The 26,185-nt window shown below is 42.3% G+C and carries 32 protein-coding genes and 1 tRNA gene; 12 read left to right on the top strand and 21 right to left on the bottom strand.

Annotated elements, in window-relative coordinates; translation table 11 throughout:
* Positions 1–12: 12 nt before the first annotated feature.
* From smpB to B5444_RS02025, 5 genes are all read right to left on the bottom strand, one after another.
* Complete coding sequence (smpB, locus tag B5444_RS02045; protein ID WP_079653584.1) at positions 13–489, bottom strand: SsrA-binding protein SmpB; 477 nt, start codon at positions 487–489, stop codon at positions 13–15.
* A 3-nt stretch (positions 490–492) separates the two neighbouring features.
* The gene (argF, locus tag B5444_RS02040; protein ID WP_079653583.1) at positions 493–1,407 is read right to left on the bottom strand and encodes an ornithine carbamoyltransferase; all 915 of its coding nucleotides are present in this window, start codon (positions 1,405–1,407) and stop codon (positions 493–495) included.
* A gap of 20 nt (positions 1,408–1,427) precedes the next feature.
* Positions 1,428–2,468 carry an outer membrane beta-barrel protein gene (locus B5444_RS02035; RefSeq protein WP_231967136.1) on the bottom strand — a complete coding sequence of 347 codons (1,041 nt, stop codon included), beginning with the start codon at positions 2,466–2,468 and terminating at the stop codon, positions 1,428–1,430.
* A 170-nt stretch (positions 2,469–2,638) separates the two neighbouring features.
* The gene (locus tag B5444_RS02030; protein ID WP_079653581.1) at positions 2,639–2,929 is read right to left on the bottom strand and encodes a hypothetical protein; all 291 of its coding nucleotides are present in this window, start codon (positions 2,927–2,929) and stop codon (positions 2,639–2,641) included.
* Complete coding sequence (locus B5444_RS02025) at positions 2,919–3,113, bottom strand: hypothetical protein (protein WP_154021721.1); 195 nt, start codon at positions 3,111–3,113, stop codon at positions 2,919–2,921. The genes B5444_RS02030 and B5444_RS02025 overlap by 11 nt, the downstream gene beginning before the upstream one ends.
* 95 nt (positions 3,114–3,208) lie before the next feature.
* Between B5444_RS02025 and dnaK the strand changes: the two genes are divergently transcribed.
* The 5 genes from dnaK to B5444_RS02000 all read left to right on the top strand — a co-directional run bounded on the left by dnaK (position 3,209) and on the right by B5444_RS02000 (position 7,987).
* Positions 3,209–5,065, top strand: coding sequence for a molecular chaperone DnaK (gene dnaK / locus B5444_RS02020; RefSeq protein ID WP_079653579.1), 1,857 nt, complete (start codon positions 3,209–3,211; stop codon positions 5,063–5,065).
* On the top strand, positions 5,065–5,742 hold the full coding sequence (locus B5444_RS02015) for a YggS family pyridoxal phosphate-dependent enzyme (RefSeq protein WP_079653578.1): 678 nt from the start codon (positions 5,065–5,067) through the stop codon (positions 5,740–5,742). The genes dnaK and B5444_RS02015 overlap by 1 nt, the downstream gene beginning before the upstream one ends.
* A gap of 6 nt (positions 5,743–5,748) precedes the next feature.
* A complete protein-coding gene (locus B5444_RS02010; RefSeq protein WP_079653577.1) occupies positions 5,749–7,242 on the top strand; it encodes a DHA2 family efflux MFS transporter permease subunit in 1,494 nt (497 codons plus the stop codon).
* A gap of 7 nt (positions 7,243–7,249) precedes the next feature.
* Positions 7,250–7,909: a rhomboid family intramembrane serine protease gene (locus B5444_RS02005; RefSeq protein ID WP_079653576.1), complete on the top strand. Its 660-nt coding sequence runs from the start codon at positions 7,250–7,252 to the stop codon at positions 7,907–7,909.
* Between the two features lie 5 nt (positions 7,910–7,914).
* Positions 7,915–7,987, top strand: a tRNA-Ala gene (locus tag B5444_RS02000).
* Here the strand turns inward: B5444_RS02000 and gnd are convergent.
* Entirely contained in the window at positions 7,969–8,862 is an 894-nt protein-coding gene (gene gnd, locus B5444_RS01995) for a phosphogluconate dehydrogenase (NAD(+)-dependent, decarboxylating) (protein WP_079653575.1), read from the bottom strand. The two genes, B5444_RS02000 and gnd, sit on opposite strands and share 19 nt — an antisense overlap.
* A gap of 28 nt (positions 8,863–8,890) precedes the next feature.
* Between gnd and secF the strand changes: the two genes are divergently transcribed.
* Both secF and B5444_RS01985 read left to right on the top strand, forming a co-directional pair.
* A complete protein-coding gene (secF, locus tag B5444_RS01990; RefSeq protein ID WP_079654631.1) occupies positions 8,891–9,727 on the top strand; it encodes a protein translocase subunit SecF in 837 nt (278 codons plus the stop codon).
* 5 nt (positions 9,728–9,732) lie between these two features.
* Positions 9,733–10,224, top strand: a complete 492-nt coding sequence (locus B5444_RS01985) for a roadblock/LC7 domain-containing protein (protein WP_079653574.1) — start codon at positions 9,733–9,735, stop codon at positions 10,222–10,224.
* On the opposite strand, the gene mnmA is transcribed toward B5444_RS01985, so the two are convergent.
* The 10 genes from mnmA to cmr1 all read right to left on the bottom strand — a co-directional run bounded on the left by mnmA (position 10,211) and on the right by cmr1 (position 20,012).
* Positions 10,211–11,260 carry a tRNA 2-thiouridine(34) synthase MnmA gene (gene mnmA, locus B5444_RS01980; RefSeq protein WP_079653573.1) on the bottom strand — a complete coding sequence of 350 codons (1,050 nt, stop codon included), beginning with the start codon at positions 11,258–11,260 and terminating at the stop codon, positions 10,211–10,213. The two genes, B5444_RS01985 and mnmA, sit on opposite strands and share 14 nt — an antisense overlap.
* Positions 11,261–11,275: 15 nt before the next feature.
* Positions 11,276–12,022: an LOG family protein gene (locus tag B5444_RS01975; protein ID WP_079653572.1), complete on the bottom strand. Its 747-nt coding sequence runs from the start codon at positions 12,020–12,022 to the stop codon at positions 11,276–11,278.
* A gap of 4 nt (positions 12,023–12,026) precedes the next feature.
* Complete coding sequence (locus tag B5444_RS01970) at positions 12,027–12,905, bottom strand: aspartate carbamoyltransferase catalytic subunit (RefSeq protein ID WP_079653571.1); 879 nt, start codon at positions 12,903–12,905, stop codon at positions 12,027–12,029.
* 10 nt (positions 12,906–12,915) lie between these two features.
* Positions 12,916–13,953 (bottom strand): hypothetical protein, encoded by a 1,038-nt coding sequence (locus B5444_RS01965; protein WP_172838419.1) that lies wholly within the window; start codon positions 13,951–13,953, stop codon positions 12,916–12,918.
* Positions 13,892–14,536 (bottom strand): type III-B CRISPR module RAMP protein Cmr6, encoded by a 645-nt coding sequence (gene cmr6, locus B5444_RS01960; protein ID WP_172838418.1) that lies wholly within the window; start codon positions 14,534–14,536, stop codon positions 13,892–13,894. Before cmr6 ends, B5444_RS01965 begins: the two co-directional genes overlap by 62 nt.
* 214 nt (positions 14,537–14,750) lie before the next feature.
* The gene (cmr5, locus tag B5444_RS01955; protein WP_079653568.1) at positions 14,751–15,137 is read right to left on the bottom strand and encodes a type III-B CRISPR module-associated protein Cmr5; all 387 of its coding nucleotides are present in this window, start codon (positions 15,135–15,137) and stop codon (positions 14,751–14,753) included.
* Positions 15,118–16,026 carry a type III-B CRISPR module RAMP protein Cmr4 gene (gene cmr4 / locus B5444_RS01950; protein ID WP_172838417.1) on the bottom strand — a complete coding sequence of 303 codons (909 nt, stop codon included), beginning with the start codon at positions 16,024–16,026 and terminating at the stop codon, positions 15,118–15,120. Before cmr4 ends, cmr5 begins: the two co-directional genes overlap by 20 nt.
* Positions 16,023–17,024: a type III-B CRISPR module-associated Cmr3 family protein gene (locus B5444_RS01945; RefSeq protein ID WP_079653566.1), complete on the bottom strand. Its 1,002-nt coding sequence runs from the start codon at positions 17,022–17,024 to the stop codon at positions 16,023–16,025. Before B5444_RS01945 ends, cmr4 begins: the two co-directional genes overlap by 4 nt.
* A complete protein-coding gene (gene cas10 / locus B5444_RS01940; RefSeq protein WP_079653565.1) occupies positions 17,008–18,900 on the bottom strand; it encodes a type III-B CRISPR-associated protein Cas10/Cmr2 in 1,893 nt (630 codons plus the stop codon). The genes B5444_RS01945 and cas10 overlap by 17 nt, the downstream gene beginning before the upstream one ends.
* Complete coding sequence (gene cmr1 / locus B5444_RS01935; protein ID WP_172838416.1) at positions 18,897–20,012, bottom strand: type III-B CRISPR module RAMP protein Cmr1; 1,116 nt, start codon at positions 20,010–20,012, stop codon at positions 18,897–18,899. The genes cas10 and cmr1 overlap by 4 nt, the downstream gene beginning before the upstream one ends.
* A gap of 102 nt (positions 20,013–20,114) precedes the next feature.
* On the opposite strand from cmr1, the gene eno reads away from it, so the two are divergent.
* From eno to B5444_RS01915, 4 genes are read left to right on the top strand one after another with little or no spacing between them, the layout of a single operon-like run.
* Positions 20,115–21,395 carry a phosphopyruvate hydratase gene (gene eno / locus B5444_RS01930; protein WP_079653563.1) on the top strand — a complete coding sequence of 427 codons (1,281 nt, stop codon included), beginning with the start codon at positions 20,115–20,117 and terminating at the stop codon, positions 21,393–21,395.
* Positions 21,370–21,669 (top strand): septum formation initiator family protein, encoded by a 300-nt coding sequence (locus tag B5444_RS01925; RefSeq protein ID WP_079653562.1) that lies wholly within the window; start codon positions 21,370–21,372, stop codon positions 21,667–21,669. The genes eno and B5444_RS01925 overlap by 26 nt, the downstream gene beginning before the upstream one ends.
* A gap of 33 nt (positions 21,670–21,702) precedes the next feature.
* A complete protein-coding gene (locus B5444_RS01920) occupies positions 21,703–22,020 on the top strand; it encodes a rhodanese-like domain-containing protein (RefSeq protein WP_079653561.1) in 318 nt (105 codons plus the stop codon).
* Positions 22,017–22,211, top strand: coding sequence for a Trm112 family protein (locus tag B5444_RS01915; RefSeq protein ID WP_079653560.1), 195 nt, complete (start codon positions 22,017–22,019; stop codon positions 22,209–22,211). Before B5444_RS01920 ends, B5444_RS01915 begins: the two co-directional genes overlap by 4 nt.
* Here the strand turns inward: B5444_RS01915 and B5444_RS01910 are convergent.
* Genes B5444_RS01910 through B5444_RS01890 form a run of 5 tightly spaced genes read right to left on the bottom strand, consistent with a single transcriptional unit; the run spans position 22,156 to position 25,450 of the window.
* A complete protein-coding gene (locus B5444_RS01910) occupies positions 22,156–22,824 on the bottom strand; it encodes an HAD family hydrolase (protein ID WP_079653559.1) in 669 nt (222 codons plus the stop codon). The genes B5444_RS01915 and B5444_RS01910 overlap by 56 nt on opposite strands.
* Complete coding sequence (locus B5444_RS01905; protein ID WP_079653558.1) at positions 22,821–23,732, bottom strand: LysR family transcriptional regulator; 912 nt, start codon at positions 23,730–23,732, stop codon at positions 22,821–22,823. Before B5444_RS01905 ends, B5444_RS01910 begins: the two co-directional genes overlap by 4 nt.
* Before the next feature lie 28 nt (positions 23,733–23,760).
* The gene (locus tag B5444_RS01900; RefSeq protein WP_079653557.1) at positions 23,761–24,159 is read right to left on the bottom strand and encodes a low molecular weight phosphatase family protein; all 399 of its coding nucleotides are present in this window, start codon (positions 24,157–24,159) and stop codon (positions 23,761–23,763) included.
* The gene (gene hisC / locus B5444_RS01895; protein ID WP_079653556.1) at positions 24,156–25,199 is read right to left on the bottom strand and encodes a histidinol-phosphate transaminase; all 1,044 of its coding nucleotides are present in this window, start codon (positions 25,197–25,199) and stop codon (positions 24,156–24,158) included. The genes B5444_RS01900 and hisC overlap by 4 nt, the downstream gene beginning before the upstream one ends.
* Positions 25,196–25,450, bottom strand: a complete 255-nt coding sequence (locus B5444_RS01890) for a hypothetical protein (RefSeq protein ID WP_079653555.1) — start codon at positions 25,448–25,450, stop codon at positions 25,196–25,198. Before B5444_RS01890 ends, hisC begins: the two co-directional genes overlap by 4 nt.
* Positions 25,451–25,557: 107 nt before the next feature.
* On the opposite strand from B5444_RS01890, the gene B5444_RS01885 reads away from it, so the two are divergent.
* Positions 25,558–26,184: a ChaN family lipoprotein gene (locus tag B5444_RS01885; RefSeq protein ID WP_172838415.1), complete on the top strand. Its 627-nt coding sequence runs from the start codon at positions 25,558–25,560 to the stop codon at positions 26,182–26,184.
* Position 26,185: the final 1 nt, after the last annotated feature.

Below are 26,185 nucleotides of genomic sequence, written 5' to 3'. Positions count from 1 at the left end.
TAATTTTAAGCTTTAGAGCTTTATCTTTCCACTTTTTATTTGCCTTTGTATTTCTCTCATCATGTCTCTCTCTCTTAACTCCTGCCTTCTGTCATGGAGTTTTTTACCGCGTGCTAAGGCTATTTCTACCTTCACCTTTCCGTTTTTAAAGTAAAGCTTTAGCGGTATTATGGTATAACCTTTCTCTTGAACCTTACCATAGAGACGCATTATCTCCCTCTTATGCAGCAAAAGCTTTCTCTTCCTTGTCGGATCCGGTGGTTTTATGGTAGCATGCTTGTAAGGCGCTATGTAGAGGTTGTAAAGCCATGCTTCTCCCCCTTCTATCCTTACGAAGGAATCTTTAAAGGACACGGTCTGCTTGTTCCTGAGCGCCTTGACCTCTGAACCTTCAAGGACTATACCGGCCTCGTAGGTCTCTATTATGTCAAACTCGGCTTTAGCTTCCTTGTTTACGGCTATTATGTGTTCTCCTGTCTGCTTTGCCATAGGTTAAATGTAATACAAAAACTTAAGGAGTGCCTTCTGTGCGTGCAATCTGTTCTCGGCTTGGGTAAAGATAAAGTCAGCGTGTGCTTCAAAAATATCTTCCGTTATCTCCTCACCTTTGTTGGCGGGAAGGCAGTGCATGACCTTGACATCCCTATGGGCATGCTTTAAAAGCTCTGAGTTCACCTGGTAAGCTTTTAGCTTCTTTATCTTTTCCTCGTCCCTGTTTTGATTCATGCTTACCCAAACATCCGTATAGACCACCTGAGCGTCCTTGACGGCGTCTACAGGGTTAGGCGTAAGGTATATGCTACCACCCGTTATCTTGCAAAGATCTTCTCCAGCTTGGTAATAATAACTGCTCGGCTCGTAACCCTCCGGTGTGGATACAAAAAGCTTAAGACCAAAGAGCCCCGCAGCCACAAGCCACGTATTGCATACGTTGTTCCCATCTCCCACGTAAGCTATCTTTATATTCCTTATATCTTCTCCAAAAACCTCATACAGGGTAAACACATCACTCAAAACCTGACAAGGATGCGACTTGTCTGTCAACGCGTTTATGACGTTAACAGAAGAGTATTTGGTGAACTCCTCAAGCATACTGTGGGAGGATGTTCTTATGATGACTCCATCCACGTACCTTGAGAGGGTTCTGGCTGTGTCCTTTATATCTTCCCCCCTTGAGAGCTGGAGGTTATTCTCCTGCAGGAAGATGGCATTACCACCCAGTTGGTTTATAGCCACTTCAAAAGATATCCTGGTCCTGGTGGATGGTTTGGTGAATATGAGTGCTATGTTCTTTCCAAGAAGGTACTTTTCCCTATCCTCTCCGGCCTTTATCCTCAGGGCATCCTTTATTATTTGCCACCCTTCCTCCGGAGTTATATCCCAGAGGTCTATAAAGTGCCGTATCATTTGAATATTATACTACAATTTCAAAACAGAAAACCCACTTCCATAGCCATCCTAGTTTGATGATCCTTTAGGTTCTGGGTAAAGGGCTTGTCTGCCTTTACGTAGGAGAGTTCCACTCTTCCGAAGAGGTTGCCCTTTGTATAAGAGGGGCTTATGGTAAAAGTGTAGCCTTTGTTTCCATCTCCTAGACCCACAAGATCAACTCCATCGCCTGATTTATCCTTCACGTATTCAAGTCTGCTAGAGAGTTTAAGCTTATCGTTAAAAGCGTACGAAAGATGCAAACAGCCACCCTCTGCCTCAGCTTTTGATGGTGTATGAGGAGACTCCACGTAAACAAAGTCCATTCCAAAAGACAGCTTACCGACGCTGTAAGAAATTACCGCGTTGTACTCTCTGTTGTTAGGTCTTGAGCTTGTGTCCGGTATAAGGAGGTTAAAAGAAAGGGAAAGGTCCTTTATGGGAGTTAAAGCTATGCTACCTTCAAAGGCAGGTTTTGGGTTGCTAGTACTAAGAGTATAGAAGCCATCGTTTACACCAGCTTTTAGGGTAAACACGTCAGCGGTGTACACAAACCTAAGACCGTTGTGTATTACAGGCTGCATGTTCCATATAAGTCCTCTCTGTATGTAGTTGTTCTGATAGGTGAATGGGGATTCGTAGCCAATAAGGGTTGGAAGCTTACCAACCTGTAGGCTAAACCTCTTAGAGGGTGATATCTCCAAGTAGGCTATAGGGATAGCGCTGTATAGGCTAGTATAGTCAGAAGCTTTTGAGAGAGGAGCACCTACTACGGGAAAAGAGTATGCACCACCTACTATGGTAAAGCCTATGGGCTCTGGAGTCTTTGAAAGGCTTATGAGAGCAGAACCAACGTCGTACCTTATCCTTTTGTTGTCACTTTTGTTATCCGTGTATACCATATAACCTGTTATCGCACCGCTCAAGTTTAGAGTTCCAAAGGTGTCACCTTTTAGCTCCAGGGCATAAGAAGTACTCAGTAAAGCAGTCACAGATCCAGGGATGGAAATAAACTTCATCAATTTGCTGAGCGTTGCCATCTTTTGAACCTCCTCAAAGGTTTTTCAATACGGTGTTGCTGCAAAAATAGTGCCAGAAATCTTCATCAAAACCGTTGTAGAATACAGCAGGGTTTACTAAGTCTGTAGATGTTAAATCCTTCTATAAGGTACGTAGAATAATTAACATTTTTGTAATCTTGTTAACACACCTATCCGTGTCTTTTGTGAAAGAGTACCACTACTTTCCACATGAGGGGCGGTATAAACAGATAGGCCACGGAGCTAAAGAGTATTATGACTTTCCAAAAGGTGTGTAGGTAATCCATGCTTACCATGCCAAAGCCTGCCAAAAACTCCAAAAAGGCGAAGATGTAAGAGAGTTTTACAAGAAAGGAGGAGCTCGAGCTCCTCCCAAAGCTGTACATCAAAGCATAGGAGCCAGCGAAGAGGACCATGAGAAAGCCGTAAAGCATAAGCTTGTAGATGATCTCAGCTAACAACTTCAGCCTCCTTCTTCAGCTCTTCTACCCTTCTACCTGCGGTAATAAGGTCGTACATAAGGACGAAGTAAGAAAGTAGGAAGGTTATCCCAAAGAAGAGGCGCCATCTGTAGGCTTGGGCCATCCATGGATGATCCTGAGCTGTTATGTAAGCAGACCAGGTACTTCCTATTTTAGGAATCAACTTTTGAAACGAAAAGTTTATATTATCTTTTATAAAAAAACTTGACATAACCATACTAAAGGATTATACTAATAAAGAAAAAGGAGGTTAACAAGATGGCGGAGAAAATACTGGGTATAGACCTTGGTACAACAAACTCTGTTGTGGCAGTTATAATAGGTGGTGAGCCTGTTGTCATACCCAACCAGGAGGGTTCAAGGCTTACACCTTCTGTAGTGTCCTGGACCAAGGAAAAAGAGATACTCGTAGGTGACCCGGCAAAGAGAAGGGCTATACTAGACCCTGAAAACACGGTGTATGAATCCAAGAGGTTCATAGGTAGGAAGTTTGAAGAGGTCAAAGATGAGGCTACAAGAGTGTCCTACAAGGTCCAGGCAGACGAGAAGGGTGACGCAGCCTTTTATATACCCAACCTAGGCAGGTTGGTACGTCCTGAAGAGGTAGGAGCTCACGTTCTTAAAAAGCTAAAAGAAGCTGCAGAAGCTTACCTGGGTGAAAAGGTTACCAAGGCTGTCATAACTGTCCCGGCTTACTTCAACGAAAGGCAAAGACAAGCTACAAAAGACGCAGGAAAGATAGCTGGTCTGGAAGTGGTAAGGATCCTGAACGAGCCTACTGCTGCAGCATTGGCTTACGGCCTTGACAAGAAGAGCGATGTAAGGATATTGGTTTACGACTTTGGTGGCGGTACCTTTGATGTTTCCATACTTGAGGGTGGAGAAGGAGTCATAGAGGTAAAGGCTACGGCAGGAGACACACACCTAGGTGGTGCCAACATAGACGAGAGGATAATGGAGTGGCTCATAGAGGAGTTTAAGAAGGAGACGGGTGTAGACCTAAGGAAGGACAGGACAGCTCTACAAAGACTAAAAGAAGCATCAGAACAAGCCAAGAAGGAGCTTTCCTTCAAGATGGAAACTGAGATAAACCTTCCCTTCATCACCATAGACCCCAACACCAATCAACCTCTACACCTCCAAAAGAAACTGACCAGAGCAAGGCTTGAGGAGATGATAAAGGATCTGGTAGACAGGACTATGGAGATAGTCAAAAAAGCCCTGCAGGATGCAAAGCTAAGCCCTCAGGACATAGACGAAGTGGTTCTGGTAGGCGGATCCACTAGAATACCCCTAGTACAACAGAAGATAAGGGAGTTCTTTGGCAAGGAGCCTCACAAAGGTGTAAACCCCGACGAAGTTGTGGCGGTAGGTGCTGCAATACAGGCTGGCGTACTGGCGGGAGAGGTCAAGGAAATACTCCTCGTGGACGTTATACCCCTCTCGCTAGGTGTAGAAACCTACGGTGGTGTAATGACGGTGCTTATTCCTAGGAACACACCCATACCCTACAAGAAGTGTGAAATATTCACCACTGCAGCAGACTACCAAACGGAAGTGGAAATACACGTGCTACAAGGTGAAAGGCCCTTAGCAAAAGACAACAAGTCTCTTGGTAAGTTCTATCTAACAGGTATACCACCTGCTCCGAGAGGTGTTCCAAAGATAGAGGTATGTTTTGACGTAGACGCAGACGGAATACTCCACGTGACGGCAAAAGATCTCGCAACAGGTAAGGAACAGTCCATAAGGATACAGCCTTCCTCGGGACTCACGCAAGAAGAGATAGAGAGGATGATAAAGGAAGCCCAAATGTACGAAGAAGAGGACAGGAAGAAGAAGGAACTCATAGAAGCCAAGAACCAGCTCGACCACCACGTGTACAATCTAGAGAAGGTGCTCAAAGAAAACAGAGAAAAGCTTCCAAGCGACCTGGTACAAGAAGCAGAAAGGGTAGTGGAAGAAGCTAAGAAGGTTATAACCTCCTCACAGGACATACAAGAAGTAAGGGAAGCCATAGAGAAAGTCCTCAACGTAGCCGGAAAGGTAGGTTCTCACATGTACCAATCCTCACAGAAGGGATCAGATGAAGGTATAGAGGGTAAACCCCTGTAATGTGTCAGACTCTGCTTGAGGTAAGGGAGAGAATAGAGAAGGCGTGTGTAAGAGCAGGCAGGGATCCCTCGGAGGTTACCCTTCTGGGTGCCTCTAAGGGAGTCCCACCTGAAAAGATAAAGACTTTCTTTGAATGTGGTCTTAGGATTTTTGGTGAGAACAGAGTTCAGGAGTTCCTAAAAAAGTACGAGGAACTCAAGGAACTGCCCATAGAGTGGCACTTCATCGGCTACCTTCAATCCAACAAAGTAAAGTACATCGTAGACAAGGTTACTTTGATCCATTCAGTAGACAGGCCTTCTTTAGTGGAGGAAATAGAAAAAAGGGCCCAAAGGTTAGGTAAAGTACAGAAGGTGCTTGTAGAGGTAAACGTAGGAGAAGAAGAGACCAAGGGTGGAGTTAAAGAACAAGAACTAAAACCCTTAGTGGAGCTTATACTATCTCAAGAACATCTAAAGCTTGAGGGTCTTATGTGCATACCACCCTACAGGGAAAACCCAGAAGAAGTAAGACCTTACTTTGTAAAGCTTAGAAGCTTAAAGGATCAGTTGGAAAAGGAGTTTGGCATAAAGCTTGAGCACCTGTCCATGGGGATGTCTCATGACTTTGAGGTAGCCATAGAGGAAGGAGCTACAATAGTACGTATAGGGACAGCCCTCTTTGGTGGAAGGAGCTAAAGCAGTATGGTTTGGTTTTATACCTTCCTTGTGGTGCTTGGCACATTCCTGGCGGTTCTTGGCATAACGAGTACCAACGTAGCCATACCAAAGATGATAGCCCCCCTAGAGACGGATGTCTACGGTATAGAGTGGGTTTCCATAAGCTACATAGTGGCCACAGCCATAACCATACTAGTCTTTAACTACGTGACATCCCGCATAGGACTGAAAAAGACGTATATACTGGGGCTTTTTCTCTTCAGCTTGGGCAGTGCTCTCTCTGGACAGGCGGCCAACTTAGAGCAGATGATAGCCTTTAGGTTCTTGCAGGGTATAGGAGAGGGACTTCTCATCCCATCTTCTCAATCTATACTCTTCAACCTCTTTCCACCCGAGAAGAGAGGCACAGCGATGGGCTTCTACGCCATGGCCGTAGCCTTCGCGCCGGGTCTTGGACCTACCGTAGGTGGATACATGGTGGAATACTTCTCCTGGAGATGGATATTCTACATGAACGTACCCATAGTCCTCCTACTTATACCCATAGCCTATTTTATGCTTCCCGATATAGGTGCAAAAGTACACGTTAGGTTTAATCCCATAAGCTTTATCTTCCTAGCAGGTTTCTCCGTTGCTTTTGTTGTCTTTCTGTCTAAGGGTGAGAGCTGGGGATGGTTTTATTCCTTCAAAACCTTTTGGGCCTTCAGCCTTGCCCTTCTGTGCTTGATGCTCTTTGCCTTGAGTGAGCTCACTTCTGAGAACAAGTTGATAGATTACAGCCTTTTTAAGCATCTGGATTACGTCTACGCCTTTATAACCTTTATAGTTATATACGGCTTTGTTTTCTTCCAGACCATCTACCTGCTTCCTATCTACCTTGAGAATCTAAAGGGTGTGCCTACCTTTCAAGCTGGTATTACCTTCTTAGGTTTTGCCCTCATGCTCGGCTTGTTTGCATTGGTAGGTGGTAGGCTTAGCGACAGAGTAGACTCCAAGTTTTTACTTCTAATCTCACAGACTACACTTTTTATAGTGCTGTTTTTCTTTCTCTCGCATGTGGATTATTACACGCCCAAATGGAAGGTGTTTGTCTACATGAGCTTTGTAGGCTTTGCTATGGGATTCTTCTTTGCCCCTCTTACAGCCTTAGCCTTTAAGAGTTTGGCACCCCACCAGATACCAGCGGGCAGCGCTCTGTATAACTACGCCAGGCTCATGGGAGCCTCCCTAGCCACATCCATAGGAACCTACATATACGAAACACGTAGAGCCTTCCACTTTGACCAGATAGACGCCGTCAAAAACTCTGTATCGACCTACGGCTACTTGGACACAATAGTATCACTATCTGACTTAGAACCCATGAGGTATAGGATAGTTTTGGCCAAGTTCCAAGAGGTAGTCTCGGGAACTTATGCCATACAAGATGCCCTGAGAATAGCTTCTTTGATAGCTTTGTCAAGCATATTCATAACCCTTTTCTTCCTACTGCTTGGCAGACGAAACCGTACCGTATAATTTAACAATGCTCCCCATAAAGGACTTAAACCCAAGCAGAAGCTTTCCTTTAGTAAACCTGACCCTGATAGTTGTATGTTCCTTGGTTTGGCTCTACGAGTTTTCCTTGGACGAGGTAGAGTTTGTAAAGTTCATAGGTGAGTACGGTCTTACCCTCTCCAACCTTTTTGAAAGACCTTACACCATCATAACCCACATGTTTTTACACGGAGGATGGCTTCACATAATAGGTAACATGTGGTTCTTGTACGTCTTTGGTGACAACGTGGAAGACAGACTTGGTAAGCTTAGATACCTTTTACTTTACCTACTGTCTGGATTAGGTGCAGCCCTGTTACAGATATTGGTGAGCCTTCTGGTAGGAGCAGAGGATGTACCCATGGTGGGTGCAAGCGGTGCCATAAGTGGTGTGCTGGGAGCATACATGTGGCTCTTTCCACACGCTCGGGTGCTCGCCCTCGTGCCCATATTTTTCTTCTTAACCCTTGTTGAAATACCTGCGGTTTACTTTATAGGCTTTTGGATACTTATACAGATAGTAAACGGGCTTGTTAGCCTTCCCTTCGCCGGTATGGGTGGTGTAGCTTGGTTTGCACATATTGGTGGTTTTTTTGTGGGGTATCACGTAGTTAAAAGGCTAAAACCTAGGAATATATACTATATATAGAACTAGGGGACGTAGCTCAGCTGGTAGAGCGCAGGCATCGCAAGCCTGAGGTCGGGGGTTCAAGTCCCCTCGTCTCCACTTTTCTTTACCTCGTGTCTACCAAACTCGTACCTTAGCGCAGCAAGAAGCCTATCCCTGAAGGAGTTTTCTTGTCTTGAACGGAACCTCATGAACAGAGCATCGGCTATGGTAGGAACAGGAACAGAAAGCCTTATGGCCTCAAGCACTGTCCACCTTCCTTCACCTGTATCTTCCACGTAAGCTTTTACGTTTTCTAAGTTTCCAAAGTCTTCAAAGACCTTCTGGGTTAGCTCCATAAGCCAGGACCTTATGACGCTCCCTTGGTTGTAGATCCACGCTACCTTCTCAAGGTCGTAATTAAACTCACTCTCCTTCAAGAGCTCAAAGCCCTCTCCTATAGCTTGCATCATGGCATACTCTATGCCGTTGTGTACCATCTTGGCAAAGTGTCCAGCACCTGATGGTCCAAGGTACGCGTAACCTACACCACCGTAGGAAAGGACTCTAAACACATCCCTAGCTCTGTTAAAGGCCTCTTCATCACCGCCTATCATCAAACAGTAGCCTTTTTCTTCTCCATACACTCCTCCACTAACCCCCACGTCTAAGAAGTAAACACCCCTCTCTTTAAGCTTATGGTATCTTCTCTGAGAATCTCTGTAGAAGGAGTTTCCACCATCCACTACTATCTGCCCTGCCTTGAGATATGGCATCAGATGGTCTAGAACCTCATCTACAGCTTCATGCGGTACCATAAGCCAGATAAGGTCTTCTTCAGAGAGCAAGCTTTCCACCTCAGACAGATCCTTTAACCTTGGAATGTCTTCAATCCGTGAATGTCTTGCATAACCAAAGACTTGGACACCGTTGGACTTTAGCCTCTTCGCTATCCCACCCCCCATCCTGCCAAGGCCTACAACCAAAACCTTCATGGTATGATTATATTCTGTGATAGACTTTATGAAGTTTAGGTTTTACTCCTACGCTGTATCCCTTACCCTTCTTATCATCAGCCTTGTTTTCTTGCAGGTAAGAGGACTAAACTTAGGTATAGACTTTACAGGTGGTACCATCTTGGAAGTAGCTTACAAAGCAAAGGTAAGCACAGAACAGGTCAGGCAAGCACTACAGAAAGAAGGCTTAAACCCACACATACAGAATACAGCTTCAGGAAGCTTCCTCATAAGGTTAAAGCTTGGTGAAGATCCTCAAAGAGCGCTCACGTCCTTGAAGAGCCTTGGAGACTACTCACTCATAAGGCAGGACACTATAGGTTCTGTGATAAGCTCTGAGTTGAGAAGCAAAGCCATCTGGTCTGTTCTTGTAGCCCTCGGTGGTATAACTGTGTACCTGACCTACAGATACAAACTCCTGTGGGCCTTTGCTGGACTTGTAGCACTCTTTCATGACGTGATCATAGTCCTTGGCGCTTATGCCATCACTCAGAGGGAAGTTAACCTAGACGTGATAGCATCCTTGCTTGTGGTTGCTGGTTACTCGGTTACAGACACTGTAGTTATCTACGACAGGATGAGAGAAAACCTACGTATACGTAAAAGCTTGCCCTTAAGGGACCTGATAAACATCTCGGTGAATCAGAATCTAGCTAGGACGTTGATGACATCTATGACGGTTTTTGTGGTAGCCCTTGCCATGTTCTTGTTTGGTGGATCTGCACTCTCCAACGTGATGTTTGCCTTCGTCGTGGGTGTGGTGGTGGGTACGCTCTCTTCCATATTCGTAGCTAGCTCCTTGATACTTGACATAACTAGATTTAAATTTTTCAGGGGGAGGTAAGTTCCATGGAGCTTGACATCGTTGAGTACGACGTTGACGAAAACCTTAAGAAAGAGCTCTACTCTACCATAAAAGATCTCGCCGGGAAGACTCAGGCACAACTAGTTCTTATCGTGGATGATGCAGGAAGGACTATAGCTGTACACTTCCAGGGAGATAAAACCCAGGAAGAAAAGGCTGAATTTATATCAGCCCTGATAAGCGGTGTTTTTGGTGCTGCTTGCGAGATGTCTAAACTCCTGGAGCTTGAGGATCCAGATTTGCTGGAGTTTGAAGCCAAGAAGATGAACGTGGTAATCAAATCCATAAAGCCTAGATTCCTGCTTTGCCTTATGGTAAGTAAGAACAGATCTTTGGGAGCCGTAAGGCTCTTTTTGAAGGAGGCTTCCCAAGAGATAGAAGAACTAATGCAGAAGGCAGAGCGTACACCCAGAAGGGTGGTAAAGATGGACCTACAGAGCCTTGAAGAAAAGTTAAAGAAGATTATAGAGCTCTAGCTATAACACCCCCACCTAGGAGTACATCCCCTTCGTAGAAGGCGCACACCTGACCTGGAGTCACACCCCTTACAGGCTCTTCAAACACTACCACATAACCTTCCTCCGTCCTTTTGATGTCTTGAACCTTTACGGGTTTGTTCTTGTACCTCACTTGGGCTACAGGTTCAGACCACAGCTCCAAAGGAAGATGAAAGTTTATATCCTTCAGCAGAAGGGCTTTAGAGTATAGGTCTTCTTCATCTCCTAGAATTACCGTGTTCGTGTTCGGATCTATGCCCACCACGTAAACGGGTTTACCCAAAGCTACACCCAAGCCCTTCCTCTGACCCACAGTAAAGTGAAATATTCCTCTGTGCTTTCCCACAAGCTTCCCCTTGTATACAAACTCTCCTTCCTTTGGCCCCACATGCTCCTCTATGAACTCACCAGGAGATTTACCCATCAGAAAGCACACCTCTTGCGAGTCTCTCTTCTGAGCTACAGGGAGGTTGTACCTTTGAGCCATCTGCCTTACCTCTTCTTTGGTGTAGTCACCCAATGGAAACTCCAAAAGCTCCAAGTCTTCCATCCTTACCAAGGCAAGGAAGTAAGACTGATCCCTCCTTAGGTCTTTGCCTCTGGCTACTAGAGTGTGTCCTTTGTAGCTAACCTTCTTGGCATAGTGTCCCGTGGCAAGCCTGTCAACGTCTGCCACCACCTTAAGGTACCTGGCCAAAAAGCCCGTCTTTACCTCCCTGTTGCATATAGCACAAGGATTAGGTGTAAGCCCAGAGAGGTAGCCCTCTATGAAAGGTTTGATAACTCTTTCTCTAAAGAGTTCTTCCCAGTCTATGGTTAAGTGCGGTATACCCAACCTCCTCGATACCTCGGCGGCGTCCTGTACGTCTTTAGGAGAGCAACACACGTTTAGACCATCAGCCTCACACTTATGAAAACGCAGGGTTATACCTATAACTTCATACCCCTTCTCCTTAAGAAGTGCCGCTACGGTGGAGCTGTCTACTCCACCGCTCATACCTACAGCTATCCTCACAGAGGTAAATATATATTAGACCTTAACTTTCTCAAGGATGGCCTTCAGCTTCTCAATGATAGGGTTTGCTGGGTCTTCCTTTTCGTACTGCTTAAATCTTATCCTGGCTTCATTTATTACAAGGTCAAGCACTTCTTCGGGAGTGTTTACCAGGGTAAGAAGATTGATGTCATCCTCATCTATGGTTTTGTACCCTATCATGTTACTCCTCATGAAGTCAATCAGCGGTTCCCAGTAGCTACTGTCAAAGAGTATGAGAGGAAATCGGGGTATCTTACCTGTTTGCATAAGCGTGAGGGCTTCAAAAAGTTCGTCAAGGGTACCAAAACCACCTGGGAATATTACATATGCCATGGAATACTTTAGAAGCATCACCTTTCTCACAAAGAAGTAGTCAAACTTAAGGGAAAGGTTCTGATATGGGTTTGGCTTCTGCTCCCTTGGAATTTCTATGTTCAGGCCTACGGACAAAGTTCCAGCATCGTGGGCACCCCTGTTTGCAGCTTCCATTATACCAGGTCCACCGCCTGTAACTATGTGAAATCCAACAGATCCAAGAAGATAAGCAGCTCTGTAGGCTTGCTTATAAAGGTAATTGCTTTGGTCAAAGCGTGAGCTTCCGAAGAAGGTCACAGCAGGACCCACCTTGGAGAGTTCATCAAAGCCCTGGACAAACTCACTCATTATCTTGAGCACTCTCCAAGTATCGCCCTGCTTTATCCTAAGCTCGCCTATTATCTTCAGCTCGTCTTCTATACCCATGGCACTACGATGATAAGAGTTTGTACAACACTGCCATTCTTACAAAAGGTCCATTGCTGGCCTGTTTTAAGTATAAAGACTTCTCCGCGTGTATGAGTTCAGGATCTACGTCCACGCCTAGGTTTGCAGGTCCAGGATGCATGAAAAAGCTCTTAAGCTTCTTGTACCTCTCCTTTGTAAGCCCATACTGCAAAAAATAACTCTCCTTAGAAGGAACATAGCTCTGAAGGAACCTTTCCTCCTGAAGTCTTAGCCATATGACCACATGGGCCCACTCTATACCTTCATCCACATCAGGTATGTACTGTGCCTCAAAAGGAGAAAGATCCTCTGGAATTAGAACACTGGGACCGCAGACAGCTACACGAGCTCCAAACATGTTAAAAAGATAAGCGCCAGACCTAAAAACCCTGCTATGCTTTACATCACCTACGTAAAGGATGTTTAAACCTTCTACCTTACCAAATACTTCAAGCAGTGTGAATAAGTCCACAAGACCTTGAGTAGGATGCTGATGAGTTCCATCACCTGCGTTTATAAGGGAAATGCTCAAAGAAAGGTAAGGATCATAAGGAAAAAGGACGAAGGGTACTCTAAAAATCACTGCCCTGTAACCCATACTCTCTAGTACCTTCAAAGTATGGTAAAAGCTCTCTCCTTTCTCTATGGAGGTCTCTCCCCTACCAGCATAGTAAGTGTTTAAGCCAAGCTCTCTACAGGCAAGCTCAAAAGAAAAACGTGTCCGCGTAGAAGCCTCAAGGAAAAGAAGCGCCACATGCCCCTCTAAAAACTCTCTTCTTCCCTTCTTAAAATCCAAAAAGAGCTTATAGAAGGATTCCACATCCTCCTTTGTAAGATCTTTTACACTTATGAGATGCTTCATTCTGAATCTATTATTTTAACAAAATCTCCGAGTTGAGAGCAAAGAGGTCCCTTGGGCCAACATTAATAGCAGTAATCTTATCACCTTTCCCCTGAGGTTTGTACTCTACTTGCACACCTTCCCTTACAGCAAACAGAGTAAAAGCAATGGTAACAGCAGAAGTGCCAGGACTTATAAACACAGATACATCTTCATCATCATATCCCATCCTTTTTATTTCCTTTAGAACATACAATAGTTCATCCCTAATCGTCTCGAAATCATTAAAATCTAAGCCACCTTCCTTTGGTATTACTCTTATTGCTTTTAATATTCTATGTGCGGTTGCATCATTATCAAAACATGCCCGTATGAATTTTTTAAAAAGACACAACTGTTTTCTAGATTCATTACTCACGAGTAGATACCAATTTTCTAAACTATCTTTATGATTTCTTAAACTTTCGTAAATCATAGTCCAACTTATATTAAACTTGTTAAGAAGATCCTCTCCACTTGCGCCTTCCTTAATAGCTTTTTCTAACTCGTCCCGCTTCTTCTCATCCAGCAAAGACAGTGCACATATATAGACCTTCTTTGGTTTTACGTCACGAGAAACTTCAATCTTCTTTAGTTCTGGTAAGGATACAAGGAAGGCGAAAGGAAGACCAAAAAGGAATAAAATGTTTATTACTGTATTTTTAATGTCACCATCTTTTAAATAATCTGCAAGCCAAGAGTTATATATAGTAAAGATGGCTAGAGCTATTACGGTAGCAACGGTCGGAAAAGATCCAGATAGAAAAGAAAGGGCTACCTTATTAAAACTGTAATGTGGTTTATTTAACACCCATGAATATACATAGATGATGTCTATAAGTACAAAGATTAAGAGGACTAAAAAATACACAGTTTTATCCTCTAAATTCAACAATTGATGTTTAGATGCAAAATAAGGAAGTACTGTTACGAAACCATAAAAGATTAAAGGCCAAACAGTCTTAAACTCACCTATTAGCCTCCTCAATAAACCAACCATAGCCTTTCCTTCTTTTAGCTCCAACTCCAAAGCTCTTTAATACGGCTTTTAGAAGCCTTTCAGCAAGTTCAAGGTACCTAGGATCTGTGTCATTAGCAACACCTAAAACAAACTCAAACTCTACTCCTTCCTTCAAAACCATATAGTGTATAGGGACTGGATTATAACAGTCTATAGGTGGCTTTTCCTTTGGGTTTGTATAGTAAGGTTGGTAGTGTGGATTCATTATGTCTATCTCTATATCGTCTAAGGTTAAACTCTTAGGAAAGGCATCAAAGAAGATTACCTTACCTTCTCTATTTTTAGTTCCAAAGAGTACGTTAAAAGTTTCTTGTAGCTCCCACTCTCCAAAATTGTCCTCGAACAGGTACAAGGGTACTTTACTGTTATCAAACTTCTCATTCATAAGATCTTCTTCAACAGACTTTGCATCACGATTCAGATGTTCAGACACAATGAGTATAAAAAGATTTCTCGTGATACCCTTTAGGGAACTTCCTGGTATGTAAGGTATTCCATAAGTGGGATAGAAAGCAAAACCGTTTTCTATGAAGGACGGATTTCCAAGACCTATAGCAAGACGATAGCCAGCTTTTAGAGTAAATTTTCTCATCTTTATAGTTAAATTTTCCGCAGCATTATATAGCCTAACAACATCTTTAGCATAATATTTTTTTCTCAGAACTTCTTTCAAATTGCTTAGAAACCTTGCTGAAATATGTTTTTCTTCTTTTTTCTCCTTCTCAATCTTAATTATTTCAATCATGGGCAAAAGTTTATTGAAAGCAAGCGATATGTTCTCTATGCTTTCTATTTCCTTAATATTCTCAATCTTCATCGGTACCCTCAATCTCCGCCTCCGCCATCCTTTTAAGCCATACAGCAAACCTTAAGGCAACCTTTGTGTAGTAAAGATACTCAGAAAAGTCAGAATATATAAGCTTCTTTATAAGCTCCTCATCTGTAGAGTTGTTACCTTTTTCAGTCTCTTTAAGTAAAAAGGTAGCTAGATGTTTTAAAATCTCTGTATGTTCCTTCGATCCTTTTTTCGACTTAAGAAAGGCTACCGTCGTTAAAAGGCCGTTTGCATTTATCATAGAGGGCAATCTTTTGGCAAGGCTTTTGTATTTATCCTTGTATTTCTCATTTTTTACTTTATTTACACATTTCCAGGCACACTCTGCAAACTCTTGTTCATGTAGCTTTTTCATCATAGTTTACAACCTCCACAAGTCCTTTTCCTGTAGTTGTGTTGCCCCCTATCATAAGAGCTTTAACTTCTTGAGAAAGCCAGCTACTAAATTTAACTTCTTCGCAATCAGGTAATTGACCAGAATTCAAAAGCTGCATCTTTACATAAAAAATCGTTTCTGGTGGTACGTACTCTTCTGTCCACAAAGCTCCTTCCTCTACAGTACCTGTGGTAAGATCTATCTTCGTATGGGTTTGGACCTCTGTATAGCTTTCTACCATATGAGAAAAAACGCTATCTGAAACTACAGCTATACGTTTCGGTCTGATACCTATTTTCTTTGCCAAGTTCCATAATTGATCATTTCTCCTTTCACATACAGAAAAGGCAAACTCCTCAAGCACTAAATAGAGTTTATCACCTTTCTCGTACACTATCTCCTCGCTGTTAAGGACGATGGTTTCCCCATCCTTAAGATTCTCGTAGTCAGACATAGTTACTGCTATATTTGTATCTTGTTCAAAACGCTTTAGCACATATGGACACGTAACATAAGCAAATATTCCTTTTACAGACCTTACAGGGAAGAAAAGGATTCTCCCATCATAAACCACCAAGCTTCCTTCACCTTTTTGACTACCAAAGATTTTAGAAGAAAGCTTTACACAAGGAGATTCATCCTCTCCCTTTTCTAAAGCTTCATCATACTCCTTTAGAGAACCTTTTCCAGAATGCTTTAGAGTGCTTTCTAGCCACCTTTGGCGAAGGACTCCCTTTATGCTGCTTGCTGGTATTGCTGGAAAGTTGGTAGGAACCTCCCTGTAGATGGGTAAGTCTATATGACCTATTCCAGAGCCTACACCTATGTGCATGGGAGTTATTACACGGAAGAAGAACAAATACTCTTTCATGTGTTTACCTCCCTCATGATTATCCCAGTATTCCATCCAAAGTCTAAAAAGCTCCTCTTACCTTCTATAATATTTATAACTCCCTCAAACGCTTCTATCTGACACAGCCTTCTGACATTTCCAGAGGTCTTTGCCCTTAATACCAACACAGAACCTGGCCTTAGCATGTAAAGGGCTGGTTTTCTCCATCCAGATATCCACTCAGCTCCCGCCGAGAAAATCCACTTAAGCTCAAACTCAATACCGTTTATGTAAACTTTGCTATCATCAAAGAAAGCATGGGAGAGAAGGTAGAACTTGTAAAATTCACCTTCTTTAATATTCTGCAGTTCTTCCAAGCTCTTTACATACAATCCAGAATCCTTAACGAACGCCCTTGTTCTCTCAGCACCTACGAAGGATTCAGCCTCCCTTAGTTTACCTTCGACGAGGATGGAGAGAAAATAATTACTACGCACTCCTAACCTCTGCGTAAAGTACAATCTTCCTTCCTTGGACGTTTTGCTTTCATAATCCACGCCCAAACCCACCTTCTGTTCTCTTTTTAGTATACTGCTTTCTTCTAGTATACCCTCTTTATCACCTTCTTTATTGTCATCACGTTTATTAAAGCAATCCAACCTTCCGTGGAGGTAGTCCTTGAGCAAACAACTAAGCTTAACGTATGCCCTCTTGTACTCGTAGTGCTCCAAAGTTCCTTTAATAAAGACGTAATCTTCTCTATACTTAGCCATGACTGGATTTCCTTCTCTTCCTTTTCTTGGGAAGAGTATGTCTGCAGGCAATGGAACCAAAAAGCTTCCATCAGACTCTGAGAAAAAGCCAACTGCGCATATTTTAACGAATTCTTCTTCCTTTAGATCTTCCACCAGTTTAAAAAATCTCATTATGTTTAGACTCTCGGAACTCGTGTAGTAATGAGACTCTCCAGCTACAAAATGCTTAAGGCTCCCAAACATAAGCTCCTTACAGGGTATGATCTTATACACCCTGAACATTCTCAAAGCCCTCCACGTTACGTGCCAAGAATCTAGCCACGTACAACGCGTCAAGCAGATTTTCCAAAGCTTTAGAAGCTAAAAATTCATGTTTATCTAAGAAAAAGTTTTTAAACACTTGTTCATGTAAGGATAAAATAGATTCAGGATTCACCGATTTTCTGAGGAAATATCTTTTCAACATGGATCCTATTACATTCTTATCTGTTAGTTTTTTTATTTCTCTGATAGTGTACGCAAGGTTAGAACTCAGATCCTCAGACTTAAAAGCTTCTATCAACTTTTTCAGTGTGTCTAAATCTTCCCAGTTTAGGACTACACTCCTAAAATTACCTGAATGTGTAAGAATACCTATGCATAGAGAACCTTTTTGAGATATCCTTTTAAAGTTTTTAGCCTTCTTTTCCAAATCCCTCACATACTTTAAAGCCATCTGTAAATGAGACTTAACATGGGTTATAAGAATACCGGCGCTCATACTACCCTTTCCCCAAAGTGTATTTTTAAATTCTTCCACCTTTTCATAAGCATAGTCCAAGGCGTCTAAGGGATGCAGAAAGGCAAGTATGTCGTCACCACCAGCATAAACGGGCAGAAAAGGCATCTTCTTATCTTTAATCACACTTCCTGCAAAATCACTGAGTTTTTTCGAAAAATTCTTATGGAATTCATCGGTAAGCTCTTCTCCTCTAAAATCTTTTTTAGGACCAAGCCACCTACCCATATCGTCACCATCTGCTAGAAGTATGGCATAATAGGCATTTCTATGTCTGTACCCTTTGAGATCTTCCCTTTCAAAAAGTTGTTTAAGTTTGTTAAAAGCTTCCTTGATTTTGCCTATTTCTTCTGGATATTCTTCTTCTAGCTCTTTAAGCCAAAATTCGTCATCAAACCTTCTAAAAACTTCACTATCTATGTTTACAAAGCTTGCAAATTTGTCGATAGCAGGTATGTTTTTATCCTCTTCCAAAATTTTTATAAATATAGGGTTTGTATTTATCTTAAATTTGCTTGGTAGCAGCTCAAATATATTCTCTATGCTTTTCTGTAAGTCTTCATCTTTCTCTAGTTTATCAATAAAAGCCTTTTTAAACTTTATACCAGCAACCTCTTCTACGGAAGGAAAGTTTACTTCACTTTGATTTTTTGCAGAAAATACCTCATCCCATGCAAGCCTCTTAACTAAGCACACTCCGCACAGCTTTTCACTCTCTGCAAGATATCCTTTTGGTAACTTATTTTGCAACTCTTTCCAATCAAGAGCAAGATGGAGCCTTTCACCGCATAGAGTGCAGCCGTCCGGGTAGTGATCGCCATGTTTGTATTTGTCAAAGAGTGGTTTGTAAAACCTTCTACTCTTCTTTGAACCTAGTATTCTTTCAGCAATATCGTACGTGTAGACGTATGGATTACTTCCATAATCTTCGTTATCATCTTCTTTATAATCCAACAACTGTTTCCATTTGTCTCTATCTATAAACTCTTGACAATGGCAAAAAGTCTGAAAGTAATTCTGTACGTGTAGCTTAAACTGATCTTCTGGAAAGTTTTCATACTTATCTTTTAGATATTTGAGAACTTTTTCCCAAATCCCTCTCCAAGCATTGTTAAAGTTCTCTTTTAACTTTTCACAATCAACTTTTTCTTCAGTCAGGATAACAAACCTGTTTGGATAGTTTGCAAGAGGCCAGTTAGCTTTGTTACTATCATCCTTTACCTCCATAGGAAACACAAGAGAATCTTGATAATCTTTTGCAGTTTCTTTGGTGAGGTATGAAAGTATGTAGCTTGCCGTAAATAGATCCTTTAACTTCCTCGAGGCTTCTATAAAACTCTGTACTGGTGAAAAGCTAAATACGGTTAGGTACTTATTCATTCTATTTTAACCTCCTCAAACCCTCCTTTCTCTAGAGCTTTTATTGCTTGTTCAAAAAGATCAACACTAGATAAATCAACATCAATTTCCTTACCCTCTCTACCTTTTAATTTTAAGTATTTTACGTAAAGTTTTGCACCATCTAATAGGAGCTTACTTTTAAACCCTATAGCGTATACGTAGTTATCTTTAACTTTAAAGAGAAATAGAGAAGCCCTCCTATTATTACCCGTCTGATTTTGAGGACCCTTCCATGTTAACATAACACTGCCTTTATACTGTATAGGAAGTCCAAAGACTATGTTTGGTACACGTACATGCTGCTCATTTATTTCTTTTCCTTGCATGAAGTTTTTAATTATGGTGTTATATTCGGGAGTCTTATTGTTATCTTCACGTCTAATATTCCGGTATACTTCTCTAAATTCTTTAAGCCCCTCACGTAAATCTTTTGAGTTCAACTTTCTTCGTAACAGCTTTAGGTTTTTAAGGGAAGGAAGGTCATCAAACCCCTTTTCTGTCATATCCCTAAAATCCTCTACCTTCTCCAGTATATTCCGCCAATAAACATCTTTAAGAAGCTTAAGCTCTTCTTTTTCAGAACCCAATCTAGGTTCTATCAACTTAAGGCTTCCGACACCTTTTCTGCTTCTGTAACCTACTGATCCCCAACAAAATACCAGTTTACATAGATTGTCTACTATTTCTTCATACTCCTTCTTTGTGTATACACAAACATTGAAGCTAGTTCCTTCAGCTATGCATTCTCTATTGGCAAACATGTAAGGATCTATTTCTTTTCCACAGCAACGCTTTAAATTCTCAGGACTCAACAACCGCAGATATACAGCTCCTGCCCTTTTACTAGAGCCAAAAATCAGAGATTCTTTTTCATGTATCTTCTCAGAACTATCATAAAAGGTTGCTAAGATGACCCTCCACCACCATCGCAGTATTCCTATAAAGCTGGCAGGTCTAAGCTCTGCTTTTTTAGCAGCTTTTCCACGATCAGCTTTTTCACAATCTGTTTTTTCGCGATCTGCTTTTTTAAGATCAGCTCCCCCTATGAAGGCAGGTGTTTCAAACTGAACTTTGTAAGTTAACTTTTTCAACCTAAACCCTCCTATTTATATATAACGCAGGAGGTAGCTTTTTCTGACATGCTTCTCTGTGTATAATAATAACAGAAAAATCAAAGCACGAGGGGTGTTAAAGTGTCACAGATAGTAAAGGTAAAGGCAAGAGAAGTCCTAGACTCAAGGGGTAACCCAACTGTAGAAGTAGAGGTTTATCTGCAGTCTGGTGCTGTTGGTAGAGCCATAGTGCCAAGCGGAGCTTCTACGGGTGAGAAGGAAGCTTTGGAGCTTAGAGACCATGACCCCAAAAGGTATCTGGGTAAGGGTGTCCTAAAGGCGGTGGACAATGTTAACTCCATAATAGCAAAAGAAATAGTAGGACTTGAGTCCACAGAACAAGCTTACATAGACAAGATTCTTATAGAGCTGGATGGCACTCCTAACAAAAGCCGTCTGGGTGCCAACGCTATACTGGGTGTAAGTATGGCCGTAGCCAGGGCAAGCGCACAGGAGTTAGGCATTCCCCTCTACATGTACATAGGTGGACTTCAAGCCAACAAACTACCAGTTCCTCTGATGAACGTGATAAACGGTGGAGTTCATGCAGACAACCCGTTGGACATACAAGAGTTTATGATAGTACCTTTGGGTGATAGGTTCTCAGAAGCTCTCAGGAAAGGTGTGGAGGTTTTCCATACACTCAAGAGCCTTCTTAAAGAGAAAGGTTTTTCTACAAATGTAGGAGACGAGGGTGGCTTTGCACCAAACCTAGAGAACACAGAACAGGCCTTGGACTTTTTGATGATGGCCATAGAGAAGGCTGGTTACAAACCTGGAGAAGATTTAGTTTTGGCCTTGGACTGCGCATCCTCTGAGTTTTACTATGAGGATGATCTTTACCATTTTGAAGGTAAGAAGTGGACAGCAGAAGAGCTTGTGGAATTTTATGCCAAACTAACAAATAAGTATCCCATAGTCTCTATAGAGGACCCCATTGCCGAAAACGATTGGGAAGGATGGAAGCTTATAACAAAGAGGCTGGGAGACAGACTTCAACTGGTAGGTGATGACTTGTTTGTTACTAACAAGGCAATACTCGAAGAAGGTGTAAAGCAGGGTATAGCAAACGCCATACTCATAAAACTCAACCAGATAGGAACACTGACCGAAACCTTACAGACAATAGCTTTTGCAAAGCAGAAAGGTTACGCCACCATAGTTTCCCACAGGTCTGGGGAGACAGAAGATACCTTCATATCACACCTAGCAGTGGGTGTTAACGCAGGTCAGATAAAGACAGGATCAGCTTCAAGGACTGACAGAATAGCAAAGTACAACGAGCTCTTGAGGATAGAAGAAATTCTAGGATATGCTGCAAGCTTTGGAGGGAAGGATGAGTTTCCCAGGTTCTTCAAGTAAGCTCCTTTCACTACTCTTCTTCCTGCTTATGCTAGGACTCACAGTGTACAATATCTTCTTCAGCAAACTAAACGTATTTGCTCTATCAAAACTGAATAAATCTATGCAGGTTATTGATTCTGAGATAAGGTCTTTAGAGGAAGATAACGCAAAGCTCTCTAAGCTACTCCAGAGTATGGAAAATAACCCAGATTATTACAGAGAGCTTTACACCAGGCGGTACATGCAGATGCAAAGGGAAGGAGAGAAGTTTCTACTCCTCAAAAGAGAGTAAGGATATAATTTAATAATTGAAAGAGGAGGTGCCATGTTTCAGGTCCCAGAGGTAGGTCCAGAAGAAGCCAAGAGGATGTTAGAAGATCCTAACGTGGTCTTATTAGATGTGAGAACGCCGCCAGAACATGTACAGGTTCGCATACCCAACTCTCTACTGATACCTCTTGATGAGTTAAGGTACGCCTATAACAATCTTGACAAGAACAAGAAGTATATAGTGTACTGTAGAAGTGGGGAAAGGAGTGCCTTTGCCACCTACTTCCTAAGACATATGGGATATGAAGCTTACAACTTAGCTGGTGGAATATTAATGTGGCCATACGAAAAAGAATCAGGGCCACCGAAATGATACCTCAGGACCTTCTAAACATACTAGCCTGTCCCATATGTAAAGGAGATCTTCTGTATGATAGTAAAAGAGATATTCTTCTATGCCAAGAATGTAAGGTTTATTATCCTGTTGAGGAAGATATACCTATACTCCTCAGAGATTACGCAAGACCTCTTGAAGAGTTGAGTAAAGATCCTTCTCGTCTTTAGCGTACAGTACACCATCCAGCTTCACTGAATCTCCAAAGTGTACATATTCAACCTTTTGAGGATATACTTTTTTGAAATCCTCCACCATACGCCAGTCTGCTAAGCTGTCACCTATGTATACAGCACTGTTAGCCTTTAAGCTCTCAATACAAAGGTAGAGTGCGTAGGGGTGTGGTTTCTTCAGAGAAGGATCCTCTATAGTATCGTCATCTACCACACAATCAAACAAGTCCCACAGTGAAAACCTCCTAAAAACGTAATCAAGATCCTCCCTTGGTCTACCTGTAACTACACCAAGCATCACGCCCATACTCTTTAGACCCTCAAAAAAAGGCCTGCTAAGGATCAATCTTTCCTTGTCCCTAACGTTCACGTACTCCCTGTTGAATACTTGTATGACCTCCTCAAGCTTTGCATCTTTACCAAAGTGTCTTATGACTTCCAAGGTAGCAAGCCAGTCGTTGTTTATACCTTTTTCAAACTTTATACGCCTTGCCAATTCTACATCAACGGGAAAACCCAAGAAGTAGGATGCTGTCCTTGCTATAGCATGATGGTAAGATTCCTTTACGTCAACTATAACGCCATCTACATCAAAGATGGTAGCCTTCATACGTTTAGCTCTTCAAGGGTCTTCTTTGAAAGTAGAAACTTGATAAACCTATTCGCTAGGAAGGAGGATTTCCCACCCTCCAGATAGATGATGTAATACCACCTTTTAGCTTCAAAGCCTTTTATCTTTACCGGAACCACAGTTCCCCTTTCTATTTCCTTCTCCAAAAGACCCTTTGAGAGGAAACTAGCACCGTAGCCGCTTTTGACTATACACAACGCAGATCTACTACAGTTGGTCTCTATCTTGATGTTTAGCCTATCAAACATTATCCCCAACTTTTCTAAAGAATCTTTTACTATCTTCCTAGTACCAGAACTAGATTCACGGAAGACTAAATCAACTTCGTATAGCTCTTCAGGCTCTATCTCACCACGCTTGGCAAAAGGATGGTTAGGATGTGTGAAGAAGATTATCTCATCAGCTAACCACTTTATGAAGCTAAACTTCTCAGAAGGCTCCCTCTCTATAACACCTAGGTTTAGAACTCCGGAGGAAAGAGCTTCTTCTACTTGCTGAGAGTTTTCCACAAAGAGCTTTATGTTGATGCTCGGCATCTGGGCATGAAACTCGGCCACGAGCTGGGGTATCTTGTACTCACCAAGAGAAGTGCTTACACCTAAGAAGAGTGTATCCCTTACATCCTTCTTTATCTTCGCCATCTCCTCCATAAGGTTTTCGTAGCTGTTTAGAAGGGACTTGGCTATCTGATATATCCTCTTACCTTCTTCGGTGAGCACTATCTTCCCACCCTGTCTTTGGAAAAGCTTGGCACCTATGATCTTTTCAAGAGCCTTTATCTGCTGGGTAACGGCTGGCTGCGTTACATACAGTATCTCGGAAGCTTTGGAAAAGCTGCCTATCTCTGCGACAGCCACAAAGGTTTTGAGCTTGCTTATGTCTATCACAGAAATTTATTATATTTATAAAAAGCTCTTATGGCAATGTAGGGTTGCGGCCCAACCTAAAAAACTCTATGAGTTTTGCTTGCAACTCCCGTACAAGTTCTGAAGGACTCTCTGTATCTATCAGCCAGTGCTCTCTTCTCATATGATGCTGCGAGTAGGGACATAGATCCCTAGCTTCGGGCGATAGGGTCAGAAGTATGTCAAGGTCTTCGTAGGGAACATCTTTTATGCTTCTGGGCTTGTACTCTTCAAAGAGCAAACCCATGGACTGCAGTGTTTTTACTATCTCAATTGGAACATCCTCGGCGGGGTTTATAGCAAAGTAAAAAAGCTCAGGGTTTAAGAGAGCCTTCCTCGATACATCCTTCGCAAGGTTGTAAGCAACATAGGCTTTTTTACCCGTAGTGGAAGCAAAGCCTATCTTCATACCAGGACCTTCTGAAGGGCTTCTAGAAACATTTCGTTCTCTTGGGGCTTTCCTACACTAACCCTTAGAGCGTTATCAACAAGATAGGACATGTTCCTCACAAGAACTCCTTCTTTTAGTAATCTGCTGTGCAGCTCTTGGGCACTCATACATTCAACTTTAAATAGTATAAAATTTGCTTCTGAAGGGTAGACCTTGATCCCTTTCATATTAGACATATGCTGTAGCATTTTTTCCCTTTCCTTTATAGTTGTGTCTACGGCTTCCTCTATGATGTGGTAATAGTCCCTAAGTATAAGTTTGGCTATGACTTGCGATGTAGAACTTATGTTGAAGGGAAGCCTCACCTTTTCAAGCTCCTTAACAATCTCCTCTTTACCTATGAGTACTCCGACCCTTAGACCTGCCAGCCCTATTTTGGATAGGGTCCTTAAGACTACAGTATCTTCTCTGGTCACAGCTTCTTCCAAGAAGGTCTTTTTTGAAAAGTGGTAGTAAGCCTCGTCTATTACTGTAAACACACCGAGGGACCTTATTTTTTGTATCTTCTCTTTACTAAAGCAGTTTCCGGTAGGGTTGTTTGGGTAGGAGAAGTAGGCCAGTGTAGGCCTGTGCCCTTCTATTGCTTGGAGGGAAGCTTCTAGGTCTATGTCAAAATCCTCACCCAGAGGTGTGCACACTAGAGGTCTTCCTAAGGCTTTGGCGGATATCTCGTACATGGGAAAAGTAGGTGTGGGAAAGAAGACGCCTGTAGATAGTTCACCAACAGACATGGACAAATAGTATATGAGCTCATCGGATCCGTTTCCTAGCATTATGTTTTCCGGTCTTATTCCAAACCTCTCCGCTACTATTTCCTTCAACTCGCTTGCAGTAGGGTCTGGATATCTGTTGAAAGCTATACGCGAGACTTCCTTAGCAATTCTATCCTTTAGTTCTTCTGGATAGTCTACAGACAGCTCATTAGAGGAAAGCTTTACCTTTGCCTGTGTTGTTTCAGTCTTGTAGGCTTCTAAAAGTTTTACTCTGTTGCTTATCATTCCTTAGACTCTTGAGTCTGTTCCTCCATAAGATCCTCTTCCTCCTCCTCTTCAGCTCTCCTTAGGTACAGTTCTAACTCTGCAACTGTAGATTCGGCGAGCTTGTCCTCAAGTATACCCTTGATAAGCCTGTTTAACTTTCTTTCATCTCCCATAGCTATGCCATTGAGCACATAGTATAACCTCTTTGGGAGAGAAAGAGTAACTCTCCTGTATCTTGGACCACCTTTTTTTCTACCTCTTCTTGCCATATTGACACCTCCTTCCGAATTTATAAGCTTATATTATAACTATGTTTTTTATTTCTTTAGCATTGATTTTTTTCATAAAAATTTCTTATGCAGTATGTAATATAGAGGTGATATACCTTCCTGAGATTCACACTAACAAAAAGGATCATGAGTTTCAGATGAAAGTGATAGAAAGCCTCTGGAAAAGTGGGAACAAGTTCGTCATAGCCATGGAGATGTTTCAACAAAATTTCCAAAGATACCTGGATGAATACGTAAGTGGACAGATAGACGAAGAAGAGTTTCTTAGGAAGACCCAGTACAAGGAAAGATGGGGTTACCCAGAAGAACTTTACGCACCCGTATGGAGGTTTGCAAGGGAAAAAGGAATAAAACTGTACGCCATAGGATTACCCTCTGAAGTGGTAAACAAGATAAAAGCAGTAGGCCTAAGGCATGTAAAGGATAGCACCCTACCAACGACTATAGTAGACCCAAAGCCAGAAGAGATAGAAAGATGGAAGAGTGTACTAAAGGATCATCCACGAGTAGACGAGAAAGTGTTTCTAGATGTACAGAATGCATGGGACAACAGCATGGCCTTTGCTATAGCAAACATCCTAAAGAAGGAAAACAAGAAGGTGGTCGTGCTATTAGGAAGGGAGCATGCACCTTCTCTGGATCAGGGGGTTCCTTACCGTTTGTCTGTTTTTAGGCCTTTCACAAGCCAGAAGATCCTCCAAAGGCAAGAATGAT

The organism is Thermocrinis minervae, from assembly GCF_900142435.1.
In the GTDB taxonomy this organism is placed as follows: Bacteria; Aquificota; Aquificia; order Aquificales; family Aquificaceae; genus Thermocrinis_A; species Thermocrinis_A minervae.
This window is presented reverse-complemented; position numbering and strand designations above follow the sequence as displayed.

What these genes read in the sequence shown, in the direction of transcription:
- smpB (WP_079653584.1), bottom strand. Translation starts at nt 489, where the DNA reads ATGGCAAAGCAGACAGGAGAACACATAATAGCCGTAAACAAGGAAGCT.
- argF (WP_079653583.1), bottom strand. Translation starts at nt 1,407, where the DNA reads ATGATACGGCACTTTATAGACCTCTGGGATATAACTCCGGAGGAAGGG.
- B5444_RS02035 (WP_231967136.1), bottom strand. Translation starts at nt 2,468, where the DNA reads ATGGCAACGCTCAGCAAATTGATGAAGTTTATTTCCATCCCTGGATCT.
- dnaK (WP_079653579.1), top strand. Translation starts at nt 3,209, where the DNA reads ATGGCGGAGAAAATACTGGGTATAGACCTTGGTACAACAAACTCTGTT.
- B5444_RS02015 (WP_079653578.1), top strand. Translation starts at nt 5,065, where the DNA reads ATGTGTCAGACTCTGCTTGAGGTAAGGGAGAGAATAGAGAAGGCGTGT.
- B5444_RS02010 (WP_079653577.1), top strand. Translation starts at nt 5,749, where the DNA reads ATGGTTTGGTTTTATACCTTCCTTGTGGTGCTTGGCACATTCCTGGCG.
- B5444_RS02005 (WP_079653576.1), top strand. Translation starts at nt 7,250, where the DNA reads ATGCTCCCCATAAAGGACTTAAACCCAAGCAGAAGCTTTCCTTTAGTA.
- gnd (WP_079653575.1), bottom strand. Translation starts at nt 8,862, where the DNA reads ATGAAGGTTTTGGTTGTAGGCCTTGGCAGGATGGGGGGTGGGATAGCG.
- secF (WP_079654631.1), top strand. Translation starts at nt 8,891, where the DNA reads ATGAAGTTTAGGTTTTACTCCTACGCTGTATCCCTTACCCTTCTTATC.
- B5444_RS01985 (WP_079653574.1), top strand. Translation starts at nt 9,733, where the DNA reads ATGGAGCTTGACATCGTTGAGTACGACGTTGACGAAAACCTTAAGAAA.
- B5444_RS01975 (WP_079653572.1), bottom strand. Translation starts at nt 12,022, where the DNA reads ATGGGTATAGAAGACGAGCTGAAGATAATAGGCGAGCTTAGGATAAAG.
- B5444_RS01970 (WP_079653571.1), bottom strand. Translation starts at nt 12,905, where the DNA reads ATGAAGCATCTCATAAGTGTAAAAGATCTTACAAAGGAGGATGTGGAA.
- cmr6 (WP_172838418.1), bottom strand. Translation starts at nt 14,536, where the DNA reads ATGAGAAAATTTACTCTAAAAGCTGGCTATCGTCTTGCTATAGGTCTT.
- cmr5 (WP_079653568.1), bottom strand. Translation starts at nt 15,137, where the DNA reads ATGATGAAAAAGCTACATGAACAAGAGTTTGCAGAGTGTGCCTGGAAA.
- cmr4 (WP_172838417.1), bottom strand. Translation starts at nt 16,026, where the DNA reads ATGAAAGAGTATTTGTTCTTCTTCCGTGTAATAACTCCCATGCACATA.
- B5444_RS01945 (WP_079653566.1), bottom strand. Translation starts at nt 17,024, where the DNA reads ATGTTCAGGGTGTATAAGATCATACCCTGTAAGGAGCTTATGTTTGGG.
- cas10 (WP_079653565.1), bottom strand. Translation starts at nt 18,900, where the DNA reads ATGAATAAGTACCTAACCGTATTTAGCTTTTCACCAGTACAGAGTTTT.
- B5444_RS01925 (WP_079653562.1), top strand. Translation starts at nt 21,370, where the DNA reads ATGAGTTTCCCAGGTTCTTCAAGTAAGCTCCTTTCACTACTCTTCTTC.
- B5444_RS01920 (WP_079653561.1), top strand. Translation starts at nt 21,703, where the DNA reads ATGTTTCAGGTCCCAGAGGTAGGTCCAGAAGAAGCCAAGAGGATGTTA.
- B5444_RS01915 (WP_079653560.1), top strand. Translation starts at nt 22,017, where the DNA reads ATGATACCTCAGGACCTTCTAAACATACTAGCCTGTCCCATATGTAAA.
- B5444_RS01910 (WP_079653559.1), bottom strand. Translation starts at nt 22,824, where the DNA reads ATGAAGGCTACCATCTTTGATGTAGATGGCGTTATAGTTGACGTAAAG.
- B5444_RS01900 (WP_079653557.1), bottom strand. Translation starts at nt 24,159, where the DNA reads ATGAAGATAGGCTTTGCTTCCACTACGGGTAAAAAAGCCTATGTTGCT.
- hisC (WP_079653556.1), bottom strand. Translation starts at nt 25,199, where the DNA reads ATGATAAGCAACAGAGTAAAACTTTTAGAAGCCTACAAGACTGAAACA.
- B5444_RS01890 (WP_079653555.1), bottom strand. Translation starts at nt 25,450, where the DNA reads ATGGCAAGAAGAGGTAGAAAAAAAGGTGGTCCAAGATACAGGAGAGTT.